Source organism: Acinetobacter sp. RW6 (assembly GCF_041956835.1).
Lineage (GTDB): Bacteria > Pseudomonadota > Gammaproteobacteria > Pseudomonadales > Moraxellaceae > Acinetobacter > Acinetobacter calcoaceticus.
Window position 1 is genome coordinate 2,022,080 of sequence record NZ_CP167121.1, and the last position, 19,211, is coordinate 2,041,290.

The 19,211-nt window shown below is 37.4% G+C and carries 18 protein-coding genes and 1 pseudogene; 2 read left to right on the forward strand and 17 right to left on the reverse strand.

Translation table 11 applies throughout. The features are described from left to right. Window positions 1–540: 540 nt before the first annotated feature. From ACB088_RS09560 to ACB088_RS09635, 16 genes and pseudogenes are all read right to left on the reverse strand, one after another. On the reverse strand, window positions 541–1,761 hold the full coding sequence (locus ACB088_RS09560; RefSeq protein WP_375036794.1) for a chloride channel protein: 1,221 nt from the start codon (window positions 1,759–1,761) through the stop codon (window positions 541–543). Window positions 1,762–2,064: 303 nt separating this feature from the next. Continuing rightward, window positions 2,065–3,783 carry an acetyl/propionyl/methylcrotonyl-CoA carboxylase subunit alpha gene (locus tag ACB088_RS09565; protein ID WP_375038797.1) on the reverse strand — a complete coding sequence of 573 codons (1,719 nt, stop codon included), beginning with the start codon at window positions 3,781–3,783 and terminating at the stop codon, window positions 2,065–2,067. Beyond that, window positions 3,783–5,366 carry a 5-oxoprolinase/urea amidolyase family protein gene (locus ACB088_RS09570; RefSeq protein WP_375036795.1) on the reverse strand — a complete coding sequence of 528 codons (1,584 nt, stop codon included), beginning with the start codon at window positions 5,364–5,366 and terminating at the stop codon, window positions 3,783–3,785. Before ACB088_RS09570 ends, ACB088_RS09565 begins: the two co-directional genes overlap by 1 nt. A 32-nt stretch (window positions 5,367–5,398) precedes the next feature. Continuing rightward, entirely contained in the window at window positions 5,399–6,205 is an 807-nt protein-coding gene (locus tag ACB088_RS09575) for a putative hydro-lyase (protein WP_375036796.1), read from the reverse strand. 11 nt (window positions 6,206–6,216) lie between these two features. Next, entirely contained in the window at window positions 6,217–6,981 is a 765-nt protein-coding gene (locus ACB088_RS09580) for a LamB/YcsF family protein (protein WP_038346770.1), read from the reverse strand. 34 nt (window positions 6,982–7,015) lie between these two features. Beyond that, window positions 7,016–8,267 (reverse strand): annotated as a pseudogene (locus tag ACB088_RS09585) (NRAMP family divalent metal transporter). 339 nt (window positions 8,268–8,606) lie between these two features. After that, window positions 8,607–9,518 (reverse strand): LysR family transcriptional regulator MumR, encoded by a 912-nt coding sequence (gene mumR, locus ACB088_RS09590; protein ID WP_092705395.1) that lies wholly within the window; start codon window positions 9,516–9,518, stop codon window positions 8,607–8,609. A gap of 95 nt (window positions 9,519–9,613) precedes the next feature. Then, entirely contained in the window at window positions 9,614–10,558 is a 945-nt protein-coding gene (locus tag ACB088_RS09595) for a DUF4424 family protein (RefSeq protein WP_375036797.1), read from the reverse strand. 124 nt (window positions 10,559–10,682) lie between these two features. Next, window positions 10,683–11,027: a hypothetical protein gene (locus tag ACB088_RS09600; protein WP_375036798.1), complete on the reverse strand. Its 345-nt coding sequence runs from the start codon at window positions 11,025–11,027 to the stop codon at window positions 10,683–10,685. 311 nt (window positions 11,028–11,338) lie between these two features. Beyond that, window positions 11,339–11,797, reverse strand: a complete 459-nt coding sequence (locus tag ACB088_RS09605) for a hypothetical protein (protein WP_092705393.1) — start codon at window positions 11,795–11,797, stop codon at window positions 11,339–11,341. A gap of 252 nt (window positions 11,798–12,049) precedes the next feature. Continuing rightward, window positions 12,050–12,244, reverse strand: a complete 195-nt coding sequence (locus tag ACB088_RS09610) for a hypothetical protein (protein ID WP_375036799.1) — start codon at window positions 12,242–12,244, stop codon at window positions 12,050–12,052. Between the two features lie 175 nt (window positions 12,245–12,419). Then, window positions 12,420–12,737: a hypothetical protein gene (locus ACB088_RS09615; RefSeq protein WP_005070099.1), complete on the reverse strand. Its 318-nt coding sequence runs from the start codon at window positions 12,735–12,737 to the stop codon at window positions 12,420–12,422. A 142-nt stretch (window positions 12,738–12,879) separates the two neighbouring features. Beyond that, a complete protein-coding gene (locus tag ACB088_RS09620; RefSeq protein WP_375036800.1) occupies window positions 12,880–13,584 on the reverse strand; it encodes a hypothetical protein in 705 nt (234 codons plus the stop codon). A gap of 367 nt (window positions 13,585–13,951) precedes the next feature. Beyond that, complete coding sequence (locus ACB088_RS09625; RefSeq protein WP_375036801.1) at window positions 13,952–14,989, reverse strand: FUSC family protein; 1,038 nt, start codon at window positions 14,987–14,989, stop codon at window positions 13,952–13,954. 88 nt (window positions 14,990–15,077) lie between these two features. Continuing rightward, window positions 15,078–15,860, reverse strand: a complete 783-nt coding sequence (locus tag ACB088_RS09630; RefSeq protein ID WP_375036802.1) for an SDR family oxidoreductase — start codon at window positions 15,858–15,860, stop codon at window positions 15,078–15,080. Then, entirely contained in the window at window positions 15,857–16,273 is a 417-nt protein-coding gene (locus tag ACB088_RS09635) for a heme-binding protein (protein ID WP_375036803.1), read from the reverse strand. Before ACB088_RS09635 ends, ACB088_RS09630 begins: the two co-directional genes overlap by 4 nt. 112 nt (window positions 16,274–16,385) lie before the next feature. On the opposite strand from ACB088_RS09635, the gene ACB088_RS09640 reads away from it, so the two are divergent. Beyond that, a complete protein-coding gene (locus ACB088_RS09640) occupies window positions 16,386–17,288 on the forward strand; it encodes a LysR family transcriptional regulator (RefSeq protein WP_375036804.1) in 903 nt (300 codons plus the stop codon). A gap of 139 nt (window positions 17,289–17,427) precedes the next feature. Here the strand turns inward: ACB088_RS09640 and ACB088_RS09645 are convergent, their stop codons facing one another. Further along, the gene (locus tag ACB088_RS09645; protein WP_375036805.1) at window positions 17,428–17,982 is read right to left on the reverse strand and encodes a TetR/AcrR family transcriptional regulator; all 555 of its coding nucleotides are present in this window, start codon (window positions 17,980–17,982) and stop codon (window positions 17,428–17,430) included. A gap of 693 nt (window positions 17,983–18,675) precedes the next feature. Here ACB088_RS09645 and ACB088_RS09650 point away from each other — a divergent pair. Continuing rightward, on the forward strand, window positions 18,676–19,185 hold the full coding sequence (locus tag ACB088_RS09650) for a GNAT family N-acetyltransferase (RefSeq protein ID WP_375036806.1): 510 nt from the start codon (window positions 18,676–18,678) through the stop codon (window positions 19,183–19,185). The last annotated feature ends 26 nt before the right edge of the window (window positions 19,186–19,211 follow it).

The window sequence follows — 19,211 nt, forward strand, 5'->3', positions numbered from 1 at the left end:
TTATATTAACCACTTATCTATTATTTAAAACTATTATTCTTCGGATGAAATCCAAAAAAACTTGATCCAACCACCCATCCCAATAAATATATAAACTTACCTAGCTCTATTACTCTTCTACTAATGATATACCACAATATCAATCCTCCTGTTAAAATTAGAGAAAATAAAATAAAGAATAAAATAGCTGAAAGAAAAAGAACAAAGTATTTATTTAAAAATTTATCAACAGCAGATATAAAAATAGATAAGGACTTCTGAATTAAAAATATAGTGTATCGCCCAACAAGTACACCCACGAAAAAAGTAAGTATTAGAATAAATATTGACACAGTTTAAGTTATTCCTTTTTTGATATTAAAATAATTTTCTATTTCTCATTATAGTTCCCAACAAGAGATAGAACTTCATTTCTTTTCATTTGCTTATCAGTTTTTATTAAGCATTTAATATGCCAATTTTCATTATAGTTATTAAAAATAAGAAGATTTAATAGGAGTTAAGCAACCTAAAACTACTCAACTCCTTAGAAAGGCTTAATCAATCCATCAACTTTTTACGGCGATACAGCCCACAATTTCCAGAAAATAGCGCTGCCAACAAACAAGTAATGATGGCATAAGTCGCAACATTCATTCCAAATAGCTCAATGGCTAAAATAATAGACGTTAACGGCGCCTTACTCGCTCCAGAAAACAGGCTCACCAAACCTAAGCCTGCAAGCAATGAAATCGGCAAGTTTAAAACCGCCCCTAAAGCATTACCTAATGTCGCACCTACATAAAACAACGGCGTAATTTCACCACCTTTAAAGCCTGAACCTAAAGTAATGGCAGTAAAAATAGTCTTGTTAAAAAAGTCGTAAAACTCAATCGGTACATAAAAAGATGAAATGATTTTATCTGTACCCAAACCGTTGTATTGCTGATGAGCGGTGAACAAAGTAAGTAGCATAATCACAATACCACCCACCATCGTTCTTAAAGGCAAATAACGCACATATTTATAAAAGACGTCACTGGCAAAATGAATTGCGGCAATAAAGAATCGTGCAATCAAACCAAAGATCAGACCTGCCACAATTAAGTTCATGAGCGTGCCGAAATGAATAGGCGGAAACTCACTAATCACATAAAAAATGTGTGGGTGAACAATATCAAATAGCTCAGGAATGGTCGATGCAACAAGAGCAGACACAAAACATGGAAAAATGGCTGAATATCTTAAATTACCTAAAGCGGTAATTTCCAAACCATAGATTGCACCCGCCAAAGGCAAACCAAACACCCCAGCAAAGCCAGCTCCAATACTGGCAATTAGGCAAATTCTTCGGTTATCTTCCGAAATTTTTAAAATGTGGCTCAAGTGGTCAATTAAGGCACCTGAAAGCTGAACGGCTGGTGCTTCACGCCCTGCCGAACCACCAAACAACTGCGTTAAAATTGAGGTGATAAAAATGATGGGGCTCATTCGTTTCGGAATGAATGACTTAGGCTGATGAATTTCATCAATGAGTAAATGGGTTCCCCGCTCAATGGGTGATCCATATTTTTTAATGAGATAACCAATACCAAAACCTACAAAAGGCAAGAAATAGATGAGCCAGTGATGCAGGCTTCTTACTTTATTTGAAATATCAAAAGCCACAAAAATTAAAGTCGAAGCCAGCCCCGCGACGACTCCAATCACAATTGATATGGCGAGCCAATAGACACTGTATTTTAGAATTTGATCATATTCAGATGAAGGTAGAATTTTCATTCGCTTTCTTCAATTCGCCTTTGAGTGAGTGCCAAATTCTCAAATTGTTTTTATGCTGCCAGCTCATTAAGTGAGAAGTGCTTAAACTGGGCTAAAAATTAAAGCTCGCATAGGCGAGCTTTCAATACAGTGATTAATTTTGATATCACCAAACAGGGCGAAATATCTCATAACCCTTTCTGGCTTTCAAGTTGAAAATGGTTAACGGGTACTGTGAACATAGCTGACTGAGTTAATAAATAAGCATTTGATTTGACCCGATCAAACTAAGAATATAATCAGGCCAAATCATTTATTCAAAACTTAATTAATGCTACCAATAATGGTTTCTGCATGGCAGGTCGCGCCCTTCTCTGCACTAATCTGAATAACGCCGCTGCGATGCGCCAGTACCTGCACTTCCATTTTCATGGCTTCCATAATGGCAACGACTTGCCCTTCTGTCACTTGCTCACCATTTTCAACTTTCCAAGCGCTAATCACGCCATTAATTGGGGCAAGTAAATGCTCTGCACTTACTTCTGGATCATTAGTTTGTGCTTGAACTGCGGTGGCTGGGCCTTGTGCAAACATGCCCGCTGGTAAACCTAAGCGGTGTAACTTGCCATCAATTTCAATGTAGCTGAGCAACATCGGTTGTTGATGGTTTGGAATGCCGCGTTTAGTTGGCTTTAACTCTTGTTTAAAGTCATTCTCGATCCAACGGGTGTGTATATTAAACTCATCGGTAAAGTCAGATTCATTGAGTACCGCACGGTGAAAGTCTAAAACCGAAGCTACACCTTCAATTTTAAATTGCTTTAAAGCACGTTTAGCACGAGCAATTGCAACTTCACGAGTTGGACCAGTCACAATCAGTTTTGCCATGAGTGAGTCAAAGTGGCTCGACACCAATGAACCAGTGCGAACGCCTGTATCCACTCGTACACCGTTACCAAACGGCGCTTCAAATAAACTCAGTACACCAAATGCCGGAATAAATCCGCGAGCTGGGTCTTCGGCATTAATACGAAACTCAATGGCATGGCCTTGGGCTTTCGGTGTTTCTTTAATAGAAAGCACTTGGCCCTGTGCCACGCGAATTTGCTCAACTACCAAATCGACTTTTGACGTTTCTTCGGTAACTGGGTGCTCGACTTGCAAACGTGTGTTTACTTCTAAGAATGAAAGCTTTCCATCACGACTCAGTAAATATTCAACTGTACCTGCACCCACATAGTTTGCAGCCTGACAAATGTCTTTTGCCGAGGTTAAAATTTGTTGGTAAATCTCGTCGCTAATAAATGGTGCTGGCGCTTCTTCGACTAGCTTTTGGTTACGACGTTGCAACGAGCAATCACGTGTACCAAGCACGACAATATTACCATGTTGGTCGGCAATCACTTGTGCTTCTACATGGCGCGGTTTATCTAAATATTGCTCGACAAAACATTCACCACGGCCAAAGGCAGCTTTTGCCTCTCGTACTGCCGACTCATAAAGTTCTTTCACTTCTTCGACTTTCCAAGCGACTTTTAAGCCACGGCCACCGCCACCAAACGCAGCTTTAATAGCAATGGGTAAACCAAATTGTTTGGCAAAATCTAAAGCTTCATCTGCATTGTTGAGTGGGTCTTGAGTACCCTGAACCAACGGCGCACCTACCGAAGCGGCAATTTTACGCGCTTCGATTTTATCGCCTAGTTTTTCAATCGCGCTTGGTGATGGCCCTACCCATTTTAAGCCTGCATCAATCACGGCTTGGGCAAATTCAGCACGTTCAGATAAAAAGCCATAACCCGGATGCACCATGGTCGCTTTCGATTTTTTGGCAACTTCGATAATGGCTGGAATATTTAAATAGGTTTCGCTTGCGGTTGCACCAGCCAAGCCCCATGCTTCGTCTGCAAGTTCGACATGCATGCTGCCAATATCGTCATCTGCATATAACGCGACCGATGAAATTCCTATGTCACGGCAAGCATGAATAATACGAACGGCAATTTCACCACGGTTAGCAATCAATAATTTTTCTGTATTCATCATTCATTCTCAAAATCTGTAAATTCGGCAATTTTTTTAAATTTGATATGGCAACCTGCTGGTATCTGCGCCACCAAATCCCAATGGTGTTTAGCAACAGCGCCAATGACCGGATATCCGCCCGTTAAAGGGTGATCATTCATAAACAAAACGGGTTGCCCACTCGGTGGAATCTGCAAAGCGCCAATGCATGTGCCTTCACTTTCCAGTTCATGGGTAATTTTGCGAGTTAAAGGCTGCTCACCTGAAAGTCTTAACCCAACGCGGTTGCTTTCATTGGTCACAAGCCACTCTTGCTGACAGAGCAGTTCAATACTGTCTGATTCAAACCAATCTGTGCGTGGTCCCATCACAATATCTAGCTCAACCACTTCGCCAGCTTTTGGTAAATCGCTTTTGCCTACTTCATTTACACTAATGTTGACTGCCTTCACCTGTCCTAGATAAATCGTATCTCCAAGCTTTAAAGGCTCTGGCCCTAACACCGCCAAGCTGTCAAAGGAGGCACTATTCAGAACTGGTTCAACATCTATGCCACCACGAATAGCCAAATAATTTCGAAGCCCTGCTGTCGGTGGCTGAATTTGAAACTCATCGCCTTCATCTAAATCAATCAGTTGATAGCTTTCAAAGTCTGCGGTTTGACCATCAGCAAATTTCACACGAATGTTTGAAATAGCCCCAGCAACCGCAATAACGCCCGCATGCTGCATTTTGGCTTTTAGGCCGCCATTTAAAACTTCAATGACAGGTGCATCGGTTGGGTTGCCCACAATACGGTTAGCACTGTGCATGGCAGATAAGTCCATTGCACCTGCGACTCCGACACCAATATTGGTCTGGTTTAAACGCCCTTCGTCTTGAATGAGCATCTGTAGACTTGGCGCAGTGATCTTAAACAGTGGTGTAGATTGTTTAGGCTCAACCGTACGAGTAATTTGCTGCGGTACATTCACAGTCGTTGGGCTATGCGTAACATCTTCAAAATGTACGGTCATGCCCGGTAAAAGTAGTGCTGGATTTTTGCGCTCTAAATCCCACATTTTTTCCGATGTTGTACCAATAAGCTGCCAACCACCCGGACTGTCTTTTGGGTAAATACCAGAGTATTTTCCAGCCAAGCCCAAAGAACCTGACGGTATTTTTTTACGCGGAACTGTTAGGCGTGGAATATCGGTAAAAGGCCGATCGGGACTGCTCATATAAGCAAAACCCGGCGCAAAACCAATAAAAGCGACATTCCACACGCTTTCATGATGTTTTCTAATCACATCAGCCACAGACAAACCTTGTAACTCAGCAACCTGAGCAAGGTCTTCACCATCGTAATGAATCGGTACAATTACTTCTTGTCCGCTACGCTCAAACGCTGAATCAATCTTGAGGCTCTGAATTGAAGCAACCAGCGTTTTAAAGTTGGTTTCGATCTCGTTAAAAAAAACCAAAATTGTTTTTGCAGCAGGGACTAAGTCTTTAATTCCATTCAATTGCGTATTTTGCAATTTATTGTATAACGCCAATGTTTCTTCAAGGCTTGCAAGCTCAATCAGAAAACAATCGGCGTTTACCGATAAAAAACGCATTTGCTTATCCTTTTAATTCTTCTTTAGTCCAATTAGCCCATCCAAGCACGGTCAGGAATATCGGTAATAAACATGTAACCTGGAGCATGACTAATAGCAAAAGGAATTTTCGAGTTCATGACTGCCGCTTGCGGCGTTACACCACAAGCCCAAAACACCGGAATTTCACCCGCTTCAATACGAGAAGCATCACCAAAGTCAGGCTTATTTACATCCTGAATTCCTAAGCTTTCAGGGTGCCCAATATGCACAGGTGCACCATGAACACTTGGCATACGCGCGGTAATTTTTACAGCTTCACTAATTTGATGAGATGGAATTGGTCGCATGGAAACCACCATATTTCCAGAAATACGGCCTGCTGGCTGGCACTGAATATTGCTCAGATACATCGGCACATTGGTGTCATCATGAATATGGCGAACTTCAATACCCGCTTCTTGCAAAGCCGTTTCAAATGAAAAACTACAACCAATTAAGAAAGTCACCAAATCAGGATGGGCGTTATAAATCTCGCTTGCATCAGTCACTTCATCGACCATTTCGCCATCTTTCCAAACGCGATAACGCGGAAAATCGGTGCGGATGTCTGAATCTGCGGCAAGCTTGGTTGCATAGATGCCTTCTTCGAGTACATCAAGTACTGGGCAGCTTTGCGGATTACGATGCGCATAGAGTAAAAAGTCATATGCCCACTCTTTTGGCACCGAAATCATGTTGACCTGAGTCATGCCCGCAGCCATGCCTGCTGTTGGCTTATCAAAACCAGCACGAATTTTTAAACGCGCATCTAACGCGGCTTCAAGTTGAGCTGGGTCAACTTTAATATCCTTATACATTGCGCTCTTCCTTATGCTTTATTTACAAACGGGCGAATTTCAATATTGTTTTTTACAAGCTCCGCTTTAATGGCTGCTGACATCTCTAGCGCACCGTCGGTGTCGCCATGTAAGCAAATGGTGTCGGCTTGAATTGGAGTAAATACACCGTCAATTGACTCAACCCCACCATTTTTAAGCATTGAAACCACACGGCTCGCAACAAATGCCGAGTCGTGTAAAACTGCACCTTCGAGACGACGAGACACCAGTGAACCATCGCTGTTATAAGCACGGTCTGCAAAAGCTTCAGACACAACTTTTAAACCAGCTGCACGTGCCTGCTCGACTAAGTTCGATCCCGCCAAAGCCACTAAAATCAATTCAGGGTTATACATTTTAATCGCATCAATCACTGCGGCTGCTTGAGCTTGGTCATGTGCAATGGTGTTATAAAGCGCGCCATGCGGTTTAACGTATTGCACTTTTGAGCCTGCCACTTTAGCCAAGCCATCGAGTGCAGAAATTTGGTAAAGCACATCGGCAATCAGTTCATCACGTGACAAATCCATATTACGGCGGCCAAAACCAACTAAGTCTGGATAAGAAACATGAGCGCCAATGGTCACGCCAAGTTCAACGGCTTTACGAACTGTTTTTAAAATGCCGAGCGGGTCGCCAGCATGGAAACCACAAGCAATATTGGCACTGGTCACGACAGGTAAAATTTGGTCATCATTGCCCATTTTCCATGACCCAAAACTTTCACCTAAATCACTATTTAAATCTACAAACATGGCATTATTCCTTTATCACTTAACAAAGTCTGGCTTAAAGCTTGGTCAAATAGTTAAACACTGTCGTAAATGACATATAGCCCATCCACCACGTCAACAGACATGTTAATCCACCCAAAATAAGTAACCATTTGGGATAGTTATAATTACCCATTAAATCTTTACGGCATGCTGCTACATACACAAAAATTGTAAGGCCAATTGGCAACACCAAACCGTTAAAACCACCCACAAAAATGAGTAGACCTGCCGGAGTTGCGCCCAATAACACATAGAGCAATAAAGCCAATGCGATAAAAGTAATGGTCGTATAGTTGTTTTGTTTTGGTGTTAAGTTCTTTTTAAACACATTAAAGAACGACACTGAAGTATATGCTGCGCCAATGGTGCTACTAATACCGGCTGCCCAGAAAATCAAACCAAATAATTTAAAACCAAATGTACCCGCTGCATATTGAAATGCTTGAGCTGCTGGGTTGGCATCATGGCTGGCTAAATCAATATTTGCACCACTCACCACCACACCTAAGAATGCTAAAAACAGCACATAGCGCATGATGCCGACAACAATAATGCCCTTGGTTGCAGCTTTAGCGACTTCATCAATATTTTCAGGGCCAACCGCACCTTTATCGAGTAAACGGTGTGCACCTGCATAGCAAATATAGCCACCGACTGTACCGCCCACAATGGTGGTAATAATGGCAAAGTCAATCTGATCTGGAGCAAAGGTTTGATGTACAGCTTGCCCAACTGGTGGCATCACAATCACGGCAACAATAATAATCAGGAGAATTTTAAGCAATCCCAACACGATCATGCTTTTATCCATGGCAAGCGTTGCTTTTCTTGATGCAAAAATCAAAATAGCTAAAGCACCACTTAAAATACCGCCCCATTTTGTGTCTAGACCAAAAAGCGCATTTAGACCTAATGCAGCACCTGCAATGTTACCAATACTAAAGAAAAAACCACCTAGGATGACCAGAAACGCCAGTAAGTAGCCACTGCCGGGAATTGCTTTATTGGCAATATCCGATGCACGCATTTGAGTGAGGGTTACCACTCGCCAAATATTTTGTTGAACCACATAATCAATCAGAATGGAAACTAAAATGGCAAAGCCAAATGCCGCGCCTAACTTCACTGTAAATACAGCAGTTTGGGTTAAAAAACCAGGCCCCATTGCAGAGGTCGCCATCATAAAGATCGAGGCAACTATGGCCCATTGGCGATCTGATAAAAAAGAAGATTTCAGTAAAGACATTAATGCGTTCCTCATCCATTTGAGCTTAACAACGCTATTTTCAGGTTGAACCAAGAACATCATTTTCCCAAACAATATTCTTTAATCCTTTTAAATGACAAAGATTCCCTGTTCCCCAATCAACACAATCGGTGATCAAATCTTGTATCTAAAATAAAAACATAGCTCATCCCTACGGACAATAAGACTTTTTACATAAAATTAAAAACTCAAATACATGATTTTAAAAAATTTAATGTTTATTAAAAAATCAGGATAAGCTTTACTTATCAAACTGTATAAGCTGCTTTTATGACTTTTCATGCAAGTAGCCTATTTAAAATAAGAAAAAATATTTTATAAAAAATAATAACAGCGCTTATTTTTGGATTCTTTCATTGAGACTTTTCATGGCGCTCGTCGATACTTTAACGGCGACCTCTGTCAATTTCTCTTTCAAGGCGACGTCATTCCCATGAATATAGATAGAGGTAAAATGAAATGTCTTTAACTGAATGGGGGTATTTAATATTTCTAGTCGGCCATCAGTAATTTCTTTTAACGCCGTTAAGGTCGGCACAACAGCAATACCTAGGCCCTGTTCGGCTAAACGCAATAAAGTTGCTAATGAATAACTGGTAATTGAAAGTGGTTCATCAATGCCTTGCTCTTTCATTCTGGCTTTTAATTCTTTATAGGGGTAGGTAATTTTTGGATAAGTTAAAATGGTATGAGACATGAGAGCTTTAAAAGACATTTGAGCTACACAGCCTTTAAATGACGGTGAAGCCAAGAAACTCAGCTCAAAGTCACACAATGCCTGTTCAATACATTCAAAAGCCAACGTTGGCCCAAGTAAAAAGGCCATGTCCAAGTCCCCTGTCCGAACGCCTTCTTGTAAATTAGGTGTTAGATCGACCACAATTTCGACTGAAACTTTTGGGAATTCTTGTTGAACTTTTTCGATGTATTCGACCAACCATGTATAAACGATTGTTTCGGAAACACCTAAACGAATTGTTCCAGTCAGGTGCTGGTTTTCGGTAAGCTCTGCGACAAGATCGGTTTCCAACCGCATAAACTTTTCAGCATATTTAAATAACGTGATGCCTTTGTGAGTCAGTTTAAATTTTCGCAAACTTCGGTCTAAAACTTTAAAACCTAATTCATTTTCAAGAGATGTGATTTTTTGAGATATCGCAGGTTGGGTTGTTTGCAATTTAGTTGCAGCCTTATTGAAGCTATTTAAAGTCACAACCCAATAAAAAGCTTCCAGATTCTTTAAATTCACGTTATATCCCACATTAGAAATCCCTCTACTTTTATAGTATGGAATTTCTTAGCATGATTAGGCTAGCCATTTATTTATTTTTATTTGAGTTCGGCTTATTTCACTCTCACAAAAATAATATCTAGATCCTTTTTAGGAACAAACTTGGTTTTAGTCATCTGAAATTGAGTTGGACTAATCTTTTTAACTTGACCATCCCAGCAAAAAGAAACTAGTTCGTCTTTATCACGCTCAATGGTTAACTTAAAGTTTTCAATTGGCTTTGCCCAATTTGCACCAGTCGTCAAAATATAGCCCAAAGCACTAAACGGAGAATTTTCTGCGCTGGCTTTTTTTAAGCCCTGCTTAAATTGTTTATCCATACAAAATTGCTGGTTATATTCATCTGGGTATAAAGCAACTGAACCGCCTACCAAAGGTTTATATTCATGGTGAATTTTAGTCAAACCATTGGCCTTAAAAGTTTGCTTCCAACTATAAATCACTTGAGATGACCATGGGATGACATCATCTTTTTTAAAATTAGCTAAAATTTTCTGTATTTGTGGTTTATTACATTGTTTTAGTTTATCTACATAATAATCATAATCATAGTTGTTTCGAACCCATGGGTTGAGCATGTCTTTTTCACTAAAACCACATTGCTTAAACTCGTCCGTTGCATCAATCAGAGGTGATTTTTCATCTTTTTGAATAAACGTTCTGACATGCATTTCCGGTTTTATATTTTTGCCATCAACCACAATCTTAAAACTTTTTAAAAGTTCTTCTGTATGGGCAAAATCAGACTCAAAGAAATTATCAATGCGCGGCAAGGGAAATAAAATGGTTTCAGTGACATCTTTATTGCTTAGGTTTTTATAGAGATAATCGACCTTAATCAGTTTTTTACTAATAAATAGATCTTCGTTTTGCATCGCAATCTGCGAATTTTTGAGATATTGAATTCCCCCCGTACCGACATAGCCCGTAGAATCATTGGCTACGCTATAGGTCGATAGTTGAATCAATACAGTAAAAGTCATTACAAGCTTTTTCATTTTAAAGCGCTCTGTGTCATTTTCTAATTATGGAATGTCAATCTGTGGTAAATCATATTATATATTTCACCCACAAAAAACCGTCTAAAGACGGTTCGTGCATACATTTAAAATCTAGTTCCTTTTAATGATAATTTAGTTTTTGCCTCATCATCTTTTTTTGCACACTAATTTTTCCGATAAAATTTGTCAGCCATAAAATGCATTCATCCCGATGTTCAAAATGAGGAATCAAACTTAAATCAATTTTTATATCTCTATCTGCCAAAGGTAAACTCAAGCAATATTCAAAGTCGATAGAGTTGTACTTTAATTTGAGATCTTTTTCTTCAGCCTGCTTTTTGATTTCCGCCATAATTCGATTGAGGTTAACAATCAAGTTATTTGAAACTTGGTTATTTTCATAAATACATTCATATACATTTTCAGCAACGTCTATGTATTTAATTAACTCGGCATTTTCGTTCATATTATTTATATTCCCCTTTTTTTAAAGATTATGAACAGCTAAATGTTTAATTGCGTTACTTGACACATTGCTTATGTGAAAAATGTATATTTCTATTTACCACACAATATGACTATGTTTTTGTTATTTATATAAAAACACTGAATAGCTGAACATTTACATACATTTAATGTTTTCTAAAATCTGATTTTAGACAATGTTAAAAGTTAGTTATGAGGAGATTTAAGACAAAAAAAACCGCCCCAGAAGGCGGTCGCTGAAGTTAAACCAGCAGTATATAGAAGTATGGTGGACGTCACTTCTATATTCTTTTATGAAGGAGTTTTATTGTTTTTACTAAAATCCTCAGATTTAAAATAATTGATAATCATGTCAGCATGCTCTTCTTTTTGAGGAGCTACAGATACAGGAAATGCATCTTTCGACATCTTAAAACCTGGCGGAAGAAATTGTGAAATTGGCGGCAATTTAGGTTTTCCACCTTCCGTAATTCGCTCTATAAAACCAGCTAACCAAAGAAGATACTCTCCTTCATTTGCAAATTTTGGCATGACACTCAAGTCAATTTGAACTTTGCATTCACTTAAAGGTTTGGTTAAGTTCTCTTCAAAATCTATATAGTTGAACTTGAGCTTAAACTCAGTTCCCTTGATTGCTTTTCGAATCTGACTAATTAAACAGTTAAGATTCTGAGTAATGTCATCAGTGAATAAGCTATCTTTTTTAATATTTTTATAAACCTTTTCGGCTACAGCTAGATACTTTGGCATTAACCTCTCTCTCCGTACTATTGTTATAAAGTGCTGATCTAAGAATCTTTTATGACTTTGATTATGCTCAAAGAAGTGTAAGTAAAGGTAATCTTATTGGTGTGGTTTGTAAGTAATTAGTACCTTATGTAAATCGCACCAAAAAAACACCTAAAAAAATTATGGTTTTGATAACTCATCCACAAAATGAATGGTTGAATAGAGATAATTAGAAACATTTACTTTCATATTATTTTTTACCAAATGGTAAAATTAATATGTCCTCATCTGTTTATCTCTACGCACTAAACCCAAAACAGCTCTAGGTACTCTTATTTCTTCTTCAGAAAAAGGCAAATGTTCTATGAGTTCGTGAATTGGGAGAGAATTATTTTCTATCAAGAAACAGTCTTGCTCTGTTGTCCAATTAGTCGTAGCCGATTCAGTTTGTTTTAAATAGCGTTTCATATTTCCTAGCAGACTTGTTTACATATACAAAAAGCCTGCCTTTAGGCAAGCTTATATTTCAGATTTTGAATTGATCATTATTATAGCAGTCTATAAATGATATGTTCAGTTAATATTGTAGCTGCCCTAACTAAACATTATAAAAAAAGCCCACTTACTGTGGGCTTCTGAATGGTTATTGTGCGGCATTTACCCCAACAATAAACTGACTACAATTAGAACCTTCAGATGCATTACCTAATTGCTTTTCAGAGAATTTGAATTTGGATGCAACAGATTCATAATCTTTTTTAAGGCTTTGACCTGTTAGCTCACCTAGCTCTTTCACTTGTTCAGGTTTCAAGATTCCATGTTCAACCGCTTGGTTTACCATGACACAGGCTGTGGTCATGGCGTCATAACGTGCAGCAGTTTTAGAATAACCTAGAGCGCCGATTACTCCACCAACAATTAAGCCGATAATTACCGCTAAAGTTACGTGCATTTTATTCATTTTTTAAATACCTAAAAATCTAACCATAAAGAGGAGCACTTCAAAAGGTTGTGCTCAAGTCCAATTAAGATAAATGTATTTATCTGATATCAAAAGTTAGAATCTGTCAGATTTATTGATAGATTCAGATATTTCTAAATCATCAAGGTAAAAATGGCTTTGTTAGAAATACAAATCCGACAGAGAAAAATGCATTATCGTGATGAGAGATTTGATTGCCATAACTTGCATCTAATTGAACAAAGTCTTTATAGACCATGTATCGAAAACCTGTTTGGTAAAAGGCATCATTTCGGTCATAACCATATACTTCGGCAGTGAGCGTTAAAGGATGAGTAAGTTGTGTTTCGGTTCCAATTCCCCACGTGGTCTGGTTTTTATGCGTGGTATTTTCACGTAACCAACCGAGGTTGGCATGGATTAAAAATTTATCATCGAAAGTAGAAACACTTAATGGAACATTGACAGTCCAATCTTTCTTTGAAGAATCTTTGGTATTTATTTGAGTGCCAAAAGAAAAGCCAACTCCCCAATCATTAGTTTCTAAAGTCTTTAATAAGGTCTTACCTTGTAAGGTTGCATAGCTGACGTGCTCAGTATCATCGCTTACTCTTCCCACTCCTACAGCCAATTCAAAATTGCCATCAAAATTACAGGCAGGCATTGCCCAATGTTCTTTGTTGTCAGGATTATGCTGCATCCATGTTTCGAGTTGACAGGTTTTTGGAGGAACAAGAGCTGCATCGTCAACAACCATAGGTCTTCCACTATGGCTAGCGTTAGATAAAGCCAATAAGCAGAAACCAAAAATAAGTGAGCGTTTCTTTAAAATAAATACCATTGGCATCACTCCCATAAGTTATGGAGCATATGCAAGTACTGCAACCTGTCATGAATAAATCATGGGTTAATAATAGAAATGAAAAGATAAAAATAAAAAACCTCTTCTTGCATCCACAAAAAGAGGTCTGTAAGGACTTCAGTGGATACTTAGACTATTACCGATCGACTACTGTCACTCGAGCAAGTACTCACATTGAAGCTCCTAAAAATTAGTTGGGCGGATTCTAAAATTAGCTTTGTTAAATATCAAGTTAAAATTTCGTGACAATTTAAACTGTAGACTGATAGTTGAATCAAAGTATTAAAATGATCGTGAGTTTTTTAATTATTATATAATTTTCGAAATTTGATAAGAATAAAATATTTTAAAATCAAGATATTCGGTTATGTATAATATATCCACCAATAAAACCAATAAAGCACCCCAGCAATACATCTATAAATCTGGTAAATGCTATAGAATATAAATCAAAACTAGCACTATCTAAAATTAAATTATTCGCTTCAGCTTGTAAAATAGTTAAAAGGGTAATAAAAATAACTGCTAATGCATAATTTCGTGTAATAAAATATTCAACAACAAACATTAATAACATAACAGCTATAGCAATCCCCCACCCATTTAATAGTTGAGACAATATTAAAATTGTAACTCCTCCTCCAATCATTGTACCGAGTACACGATGTAAAATTTTACTAAAAACATCTCTAAAATTAGTTTGTTGTAATACGATCAAACAGCTTACAGAAACCCAATAATAATTTTTTAACTCAAATATTTTAGAAAAAAAGACAGCGATACCAACAAATAAAGCAATAATAATAGATTCACTAATTACATAGTTAAAATCATAATTAAAAGAAGGTGTAGATAATTTTTCCTTCTTTTTGTGCAACATAAATACGCTATAAAACATAGCTAAAAAGCTTGAAAATAGTGCACCTAAAAACATCATTCCTACATGAAATGGGATTTGTGAAATCGCTATATTTGAGTTTGTGCCAACACTTAATGCAATAATAAAAAATAATCCGCTAGGTGGACCCAATCTAAAAAATCGGCATATCATCAAAATACCAAATGTCATCAGAGAAAAAATGATAAATAAAGAAAATTCTAATGAATGACTCAGCAAACCGACTAAATAGCTAAAACTAATACCCACTGTTGCACAGATCATTGTCAAAAAACGATGGTATAAAGGTGTATTATTCGGTGTATAGAGAAATATCATCCCCCCCAAACTTGAGATCAAACCGTATTCAATATGTCCCAAATAAATAGCCAAAAAAATTGGTAAACTTGTTGCTAAAGCTGCTGTTAAAGGAAGCTCCCAAGTACGATCACTTTTTTGTAGTAAAAATAATCCTATTAATTCTTGTTTTAATATTTTGATATATTTACTCATTATCATTACCAAATAAAATTAAGTAAGGTATATGTGGAATGTTGATTAAAAGCTGTTCCACTAATTTAACTAGAGGAACAGCTATTTTTTAATTATTTTCTTTAACCCATAAATCAGCCTGATAGTCTTTTACAATACCAACAAAACTCTCAGGCAATAAGTTTCTAAATAACCTCACCTCACCCGATACAACTTTCACAATACGCTCAATAAGTTCTTCAGGACTATACTGCTCTAAAGGAAATTTGAAGCTGTCTTCTGTCAACTGGGTGAAGTTTTTCTCTGGATCGTACCATTTTTTCATTTCTAGCATTTGAGCATCATTAAAACCAGTGTCGTAAGGCCCAGGATTAATGACCGCAACCTTAATATTGTAGTCTTTGAGTTCCTCACTTAAGACTTCTGCCATTGCCTCTATGGCATGTTTTGTTGCGCAGTACGGACCAGTTAATGCTTTCGTGATTAGCCCTGCGACAGATGAAATAAAAATAATTTGTCCAGCAATATTAGACTTCACCATAGTTTGAACAATGCTTTGCGTTAAAGCTAAAGCTGAGAAAACATTGACTTCAAAATTTCTTTTAAAATGTTCCATTGGTATTTCTGCTAATGGACCAGTTTCTGCGATGCCTGCATTATTAATCAGTACATCGACATTCCAAGTGGCTGCCTTTTCTCGATCTTCTACATTCGAAATATCTAGCTTTTCAACTGTTAAATTAACATTTTGCGCTATTGCGAATTCTTTTAAGCTTTCTATTTCAGATATAGAATAAACTGAAGCAATCACCTGATTACCTGCCTTAGCAAGCGCAATTGCCATTAATTTTCCTAATCCAGTTCCAGCACCAGTTACTAATACTTTTTTCATTGAGTAAACCCTAATTTTTTTAGAAAATATTCTGAACACATTTGTGCCATTTCTTTATCTTGTTCTGCTGTTCCACCAGAGACACCAATACTACCGATAAACTCTCCAGCCTGATTTAGAAGTGGCACACCACCAGCGATTGTACTTAGGCCTCCGTTACTAAACTCTATAGACCAAATGGGCATATTCGGTTGTGATAGCTGACCTAGCTCTTGAGTTTCTGTTCGAAATAAGCACGCTGTTTTAGCTTTCGTCAAAGCAAGATCAATTGACCCTAGCATTGAATGATCCATCCTTTGAAAAGCAAGCAAATTTGCAGATTCATCATAGATTGCAAAACAAAAGCTGAGTTTTTGTTGACTGGCTAAATCTACTCCGAATGAAATCATTTTCTTTGCCCAAATATGTTTCATAAAGATTTACCTTCCCATCAAATACTATTCTTGATTCATAAAAATAGTATTTGAATAAGTAATTTCATAATAGTAGCTTTAGAGTTCAAACAGCTTGAAGCTAGGGTTCAAAATGGATCATTACAAACGTATGGTTATTTTTACTAAAGTAGTGGAACAAGGATCGATGAGTAGTGCAGCAAGAATTCTCAATATGTCTCCATCTGCTGTAAGTCAACAAATTCGATATTTAGAAAAAATTAGTGGAATTACTTTAATACATCGCTCAACAAGAAAATTATCTTTAACCGAAATTGGACAGCGATATTACTTTTATTGCAAACAAGTTGCTCAAGCAGCAGAAAATGCTCAAGCTTTATTAGATACAGAAAAGAAAGAACCTTTTGGAGAGTTACGAATCTCGGCACCAGTCGGTTTATCTAATTATTTTATAGAAAGCTTAAAAGACTGGTCTCAGGCTTTACCTCACCTTAATTTAAACATCCAAGTTCAAGATCAGTATATTGATCTGATTACAGAACGGATTGATTTGGCTATACGTGTTGGGGAAATGCCAAGCTCTTCATTTATTGCTCACAAAATCTCTGAAATGCATATGAAACTTTATGCTTCCCCTTCTTGGGTAGAAAAACATGGAATACCCACTCATCCTAATGAGTTAAATGATGAAAACTGGTTACACTTACAATATGCAACTAACGATACGATGATTCAAAAATATTTTTTTCATGAATCAACTTACACAAGTTACTATGTAGAAATTAAGCCCAAGTACCTTACGAACAATACGTTAATTCTTCATAAAATGTGTGAACAAGGCTATGGTGTTTGTTGTTTAAGTACATTTGAAGCTGAACAAGCATTATCAGAGGGTAAACTAGTTAAAGTACTCGATGACTGGAATGTTGGCACCATGAATATATGGGCAGTCACTACACAAAAAAATACGAAATCAGCAAAAGTGACTCAGGCCATTGAATATATAAAGAGAAAACTCAAGCCAACCCAACCTTGACTTGCTTAAAGAGATATATAACTTAATAGCATTAGTCTACTTACAGTGTATATAGGATTATTTTCTGAGATTTCTCTCCTTGTGTCCTTATCAACACAATCTACTACCTAAATGCCCTATCAACATAAGTGGTATTAATTCACCCCACTCCCACCAAAAAATACTCAAGCAACCGCTCTCTTTCATCTGGTTTGTTAGGGTCTAAAAGCTGAACCATCGCACCGTCAATCACAAACAAAAACATGTGGGCATCTTGTTTTGAAGCATTTGCATTGGTGGTTAAAAGCAGATTATAGATTTCATTGATGAACCACTTTCGATAATCAATTACGGTCTGATATGCCTTTGGATGTGTTTTCGAAATTTCAAAAATAGCTTTAAACGGCAAATGATAAAGCCCATCTAAGTCGGCATGTAAAAAGTAAATCTTGCGCAGTTTTTCAACTAGAGTTAATTCTTTTTGAACATAGATGATTGAAATTACTTCTTGTTTAAGTCCATCTTTTTGAAAGGTTAGGCTCATTTCAATCAGCCTTTCTTTTGAGTGAAAGTAATTATAAAAAGTCGCTTTAGGAATTTTTGCCGACTCGATAATTCGGTCGACCCCGACGTTATGAAAGCCATATTTATTAAAGAGAAATCTTGAAGTGTGAAGTACGCTTAAAGCACGAAATGGAAGATCTGAATGTGGCATAGTTTTACCGTTTTAAAATAAATTCTTGTTGTATATAAATGAGATAAAAAAGGCATAGCAAAGCCATAAAGACTGTGCTTGGCACATCTCAAGTTTTATTGTTAGCTAAGTTTTTAGACGAAATAATTTAAAGCCTGAAAACCTTACGGCGATCAAACTGCTCTAAATGTTTAAGTAGTGTCGTTATAGCTTTTGGCAATGGTTGCCAAGAAATAATGGATGTGCAAAGCCAACTCCTTTTTATTTGGAGTTCTGCCAGACATTAAAATTATGGTGGCAGAACGGAAGTGGGTTCGCAGACTGGTCACACAACCAGCACACCCGAGGGTGTCCCACTCCCGTCCTACCGCAACGGGAGGGAACGAGATGGCCGCACAAAATTATTCCTCAGAGAAATAATCCTGATACGGGTGTGAATCGGTCTGCGACAACCGACTGGCAATGTAGGCCAGCAGGCAAAGAATAGTATTCAACCCTCTTTCAGTCAAGCACACGAAATGACAATCGTATTAAAATAGATCATTAAAAAGTAAGGATAAATAATTAAAATTTATTGTTAAATGGGGGTTTATAAAATACTGACATAAGATCAAAGGGCTATTATTAGTGATAGTTTATTATTTGTTCTGACTCTAGTATGAATAATATATTTTTGATAATTATTAAATTTAAGTGACCTATATAAGGATTATTATGAGTTTGCATGAAGTGAGTATTTCTACTCAAAGGCTTAATCTAAATCCTTTTACAGCAGAAGATGCAGATGAAACATACAACTGTATTACACCTACCCTGACGCGCTATATGGCGTGGGACCCTCAACCAAGATATGAGTTTGATCAAACTTGGAATGGTTGGTTAAAAAACTTCAAAGCTGGATCTGAAATTATATTTGTTATAAGAGAGGCACATTCTCAAATATTTGTAGGTCTTGTTGGCCTACATCGTATGCAAACTCCTCATCCAGAGTTAGGAATCTGGATACGCGAAGATTATCATTATCATGGTTATGGAAAAGAAGCTGTATCAGGAGTCGCTAAGTGGGCAATCGACATTGTTAAGCCTGAATACTTTATTTATCCAGTCGCTGAAGAGAATTATCCAAGTCGAAAAATTGCTGAATCTTTAGGAGGTAAAGTAGTTTCAAAATCCACAGGTCCAAAATACGAATTTGTAACCTATGAGATTCCTATTAATTTTTAATAAACCAAAAGTAAGAAGCATAAACA

What these genes read in the sequence shown, in the direction of transcription:
- ACB088_RS09560 (WP_375036794.1), bottom strand. Translation starts at nt 1,761, where the DNA reads ATGAAAATTCTACCTTCATCTGAATATGATCAAATTCTAAAATACAGT.
- ACB088_RS09565 (WP_375038797.1), bottom strand. Translation starts at nt 3,783, where the DNA reads ATGAATACAGAAAAATTATTGATTGCTAACCGTGGTGAAATTGCCGTT.
- ACB088_RS09570 (WP_375036795.1), bottom strand. Translation starts at nt 5,366, where the DNA reads ATGCGTTTTTTATCGGTAAACGCCGATTGTTTTCTGATTGAGCTTGCA.
- ACB088_RS09575 (WP_375036796.1), bottom strand. Translation starts at nt 6,205, where the DNA reads ATGTATAAGGATATTAAAGTTGACCCAGCTCAACTTGAAGCCGCGTTA.
- ACB088_RS09580 (WP_038346770.1), bottom strand. Translation starts at nt 6,981, where the DNA reads ATGTTTGTAGATTTAAATAGTGATTTAGGTGAAAGTTTTGGGTCATGG.
- ACB088_RS09595 (WP_375036797.1), bottom strand. Translation starts at nt 10,558, where the DNA reads ATGAAAAAGCTTGTAATGACTTTTACTGTATTGATTCAACTATCGACC.
- ACB088_RS09600 (WP_375036798.1), bottom strand. Translation starts at nt 11,027, where the DNA reads ATGAACGAAAATGCCGAGTTAATTAAATACATAGACGTTGCTGAAAAT.
- ACB088_RS09605 (WP_092705393.1), bottom strand. Translation starts at nt 11,797, where the DNA reads ATGCCAAAGTATCTAGCTGTAGCCGAAAAGGTTTATAAAAATATTAAA.
- ACB088_RS09610 (WP_375036799.1), bottom strand. Translation starts at nt 12,244, where the DNA reads ATGAAACGCTATTTAAAACAAACTGAATCGGCTACGACTAATTGGACA.
- ACB088_RS09615 (WP_005070099.1), bottom strand. Translation starts at nt 12,737, where the DNA reads ATGAATAAAATGCACGTAACTTTAGCGGTAATTATCGGCTTAATTGTT.
- ACB088_RS09620 (WP_375036800.1), bottom strand. Translation starts at nt 13,584, where the DNA reads ATGCCAATGGTATTTATTTTAAAGAAACGCTCACTTATTTTTGGTTTC.
- ACB088_RS09625 (WP_375036801.1), bottom strand. Translation starts at nt 14,989, where the DNA reads ATGAGTAAATATATCAAAATATTAAAACAAGAATTAATAGGATTATTT.
- ACB088_RS09630 (WP_375036802.1), bottom strand. Translation starts at nt 15,860, where the DNA reads ATGAAAAAAGTATTAGTAACTGGTGCTGGAACTGGATTAGGAAAATTA.
- ACB088_RS09635 (WP_375036803.1), bottom strand. Translation starts at nt 16,273, where the DNA reads ATGAAACATATTTGGGCAAAGAAAATGATTTCATTCGGAGTAGATTTA.
- ACB088_RS09640 (WP_375036804.1), top strand. Translation starts at nt 16,386, where the DNA reads ATGGATCATTACAAACGTATGGTTATTTTTACTAAAGTAGTGGAACAA.
- ACB088_RS09645 (WP_375036805.1), bottom strand. Translation starts at nt 17,982, where the DNA reads ATGCCACATTCAGATCTTCCATTTCGTGCTTTAAGCGTACTTCACACT.
- ACB088_RS09650 (WP_375036806.1), top strand. Translation starts at nt 18,676, where the DNA reads ATGAGTTTGCATGAAGTGAGTATTTCTACTCAAAGGCTTAATCTAAAT.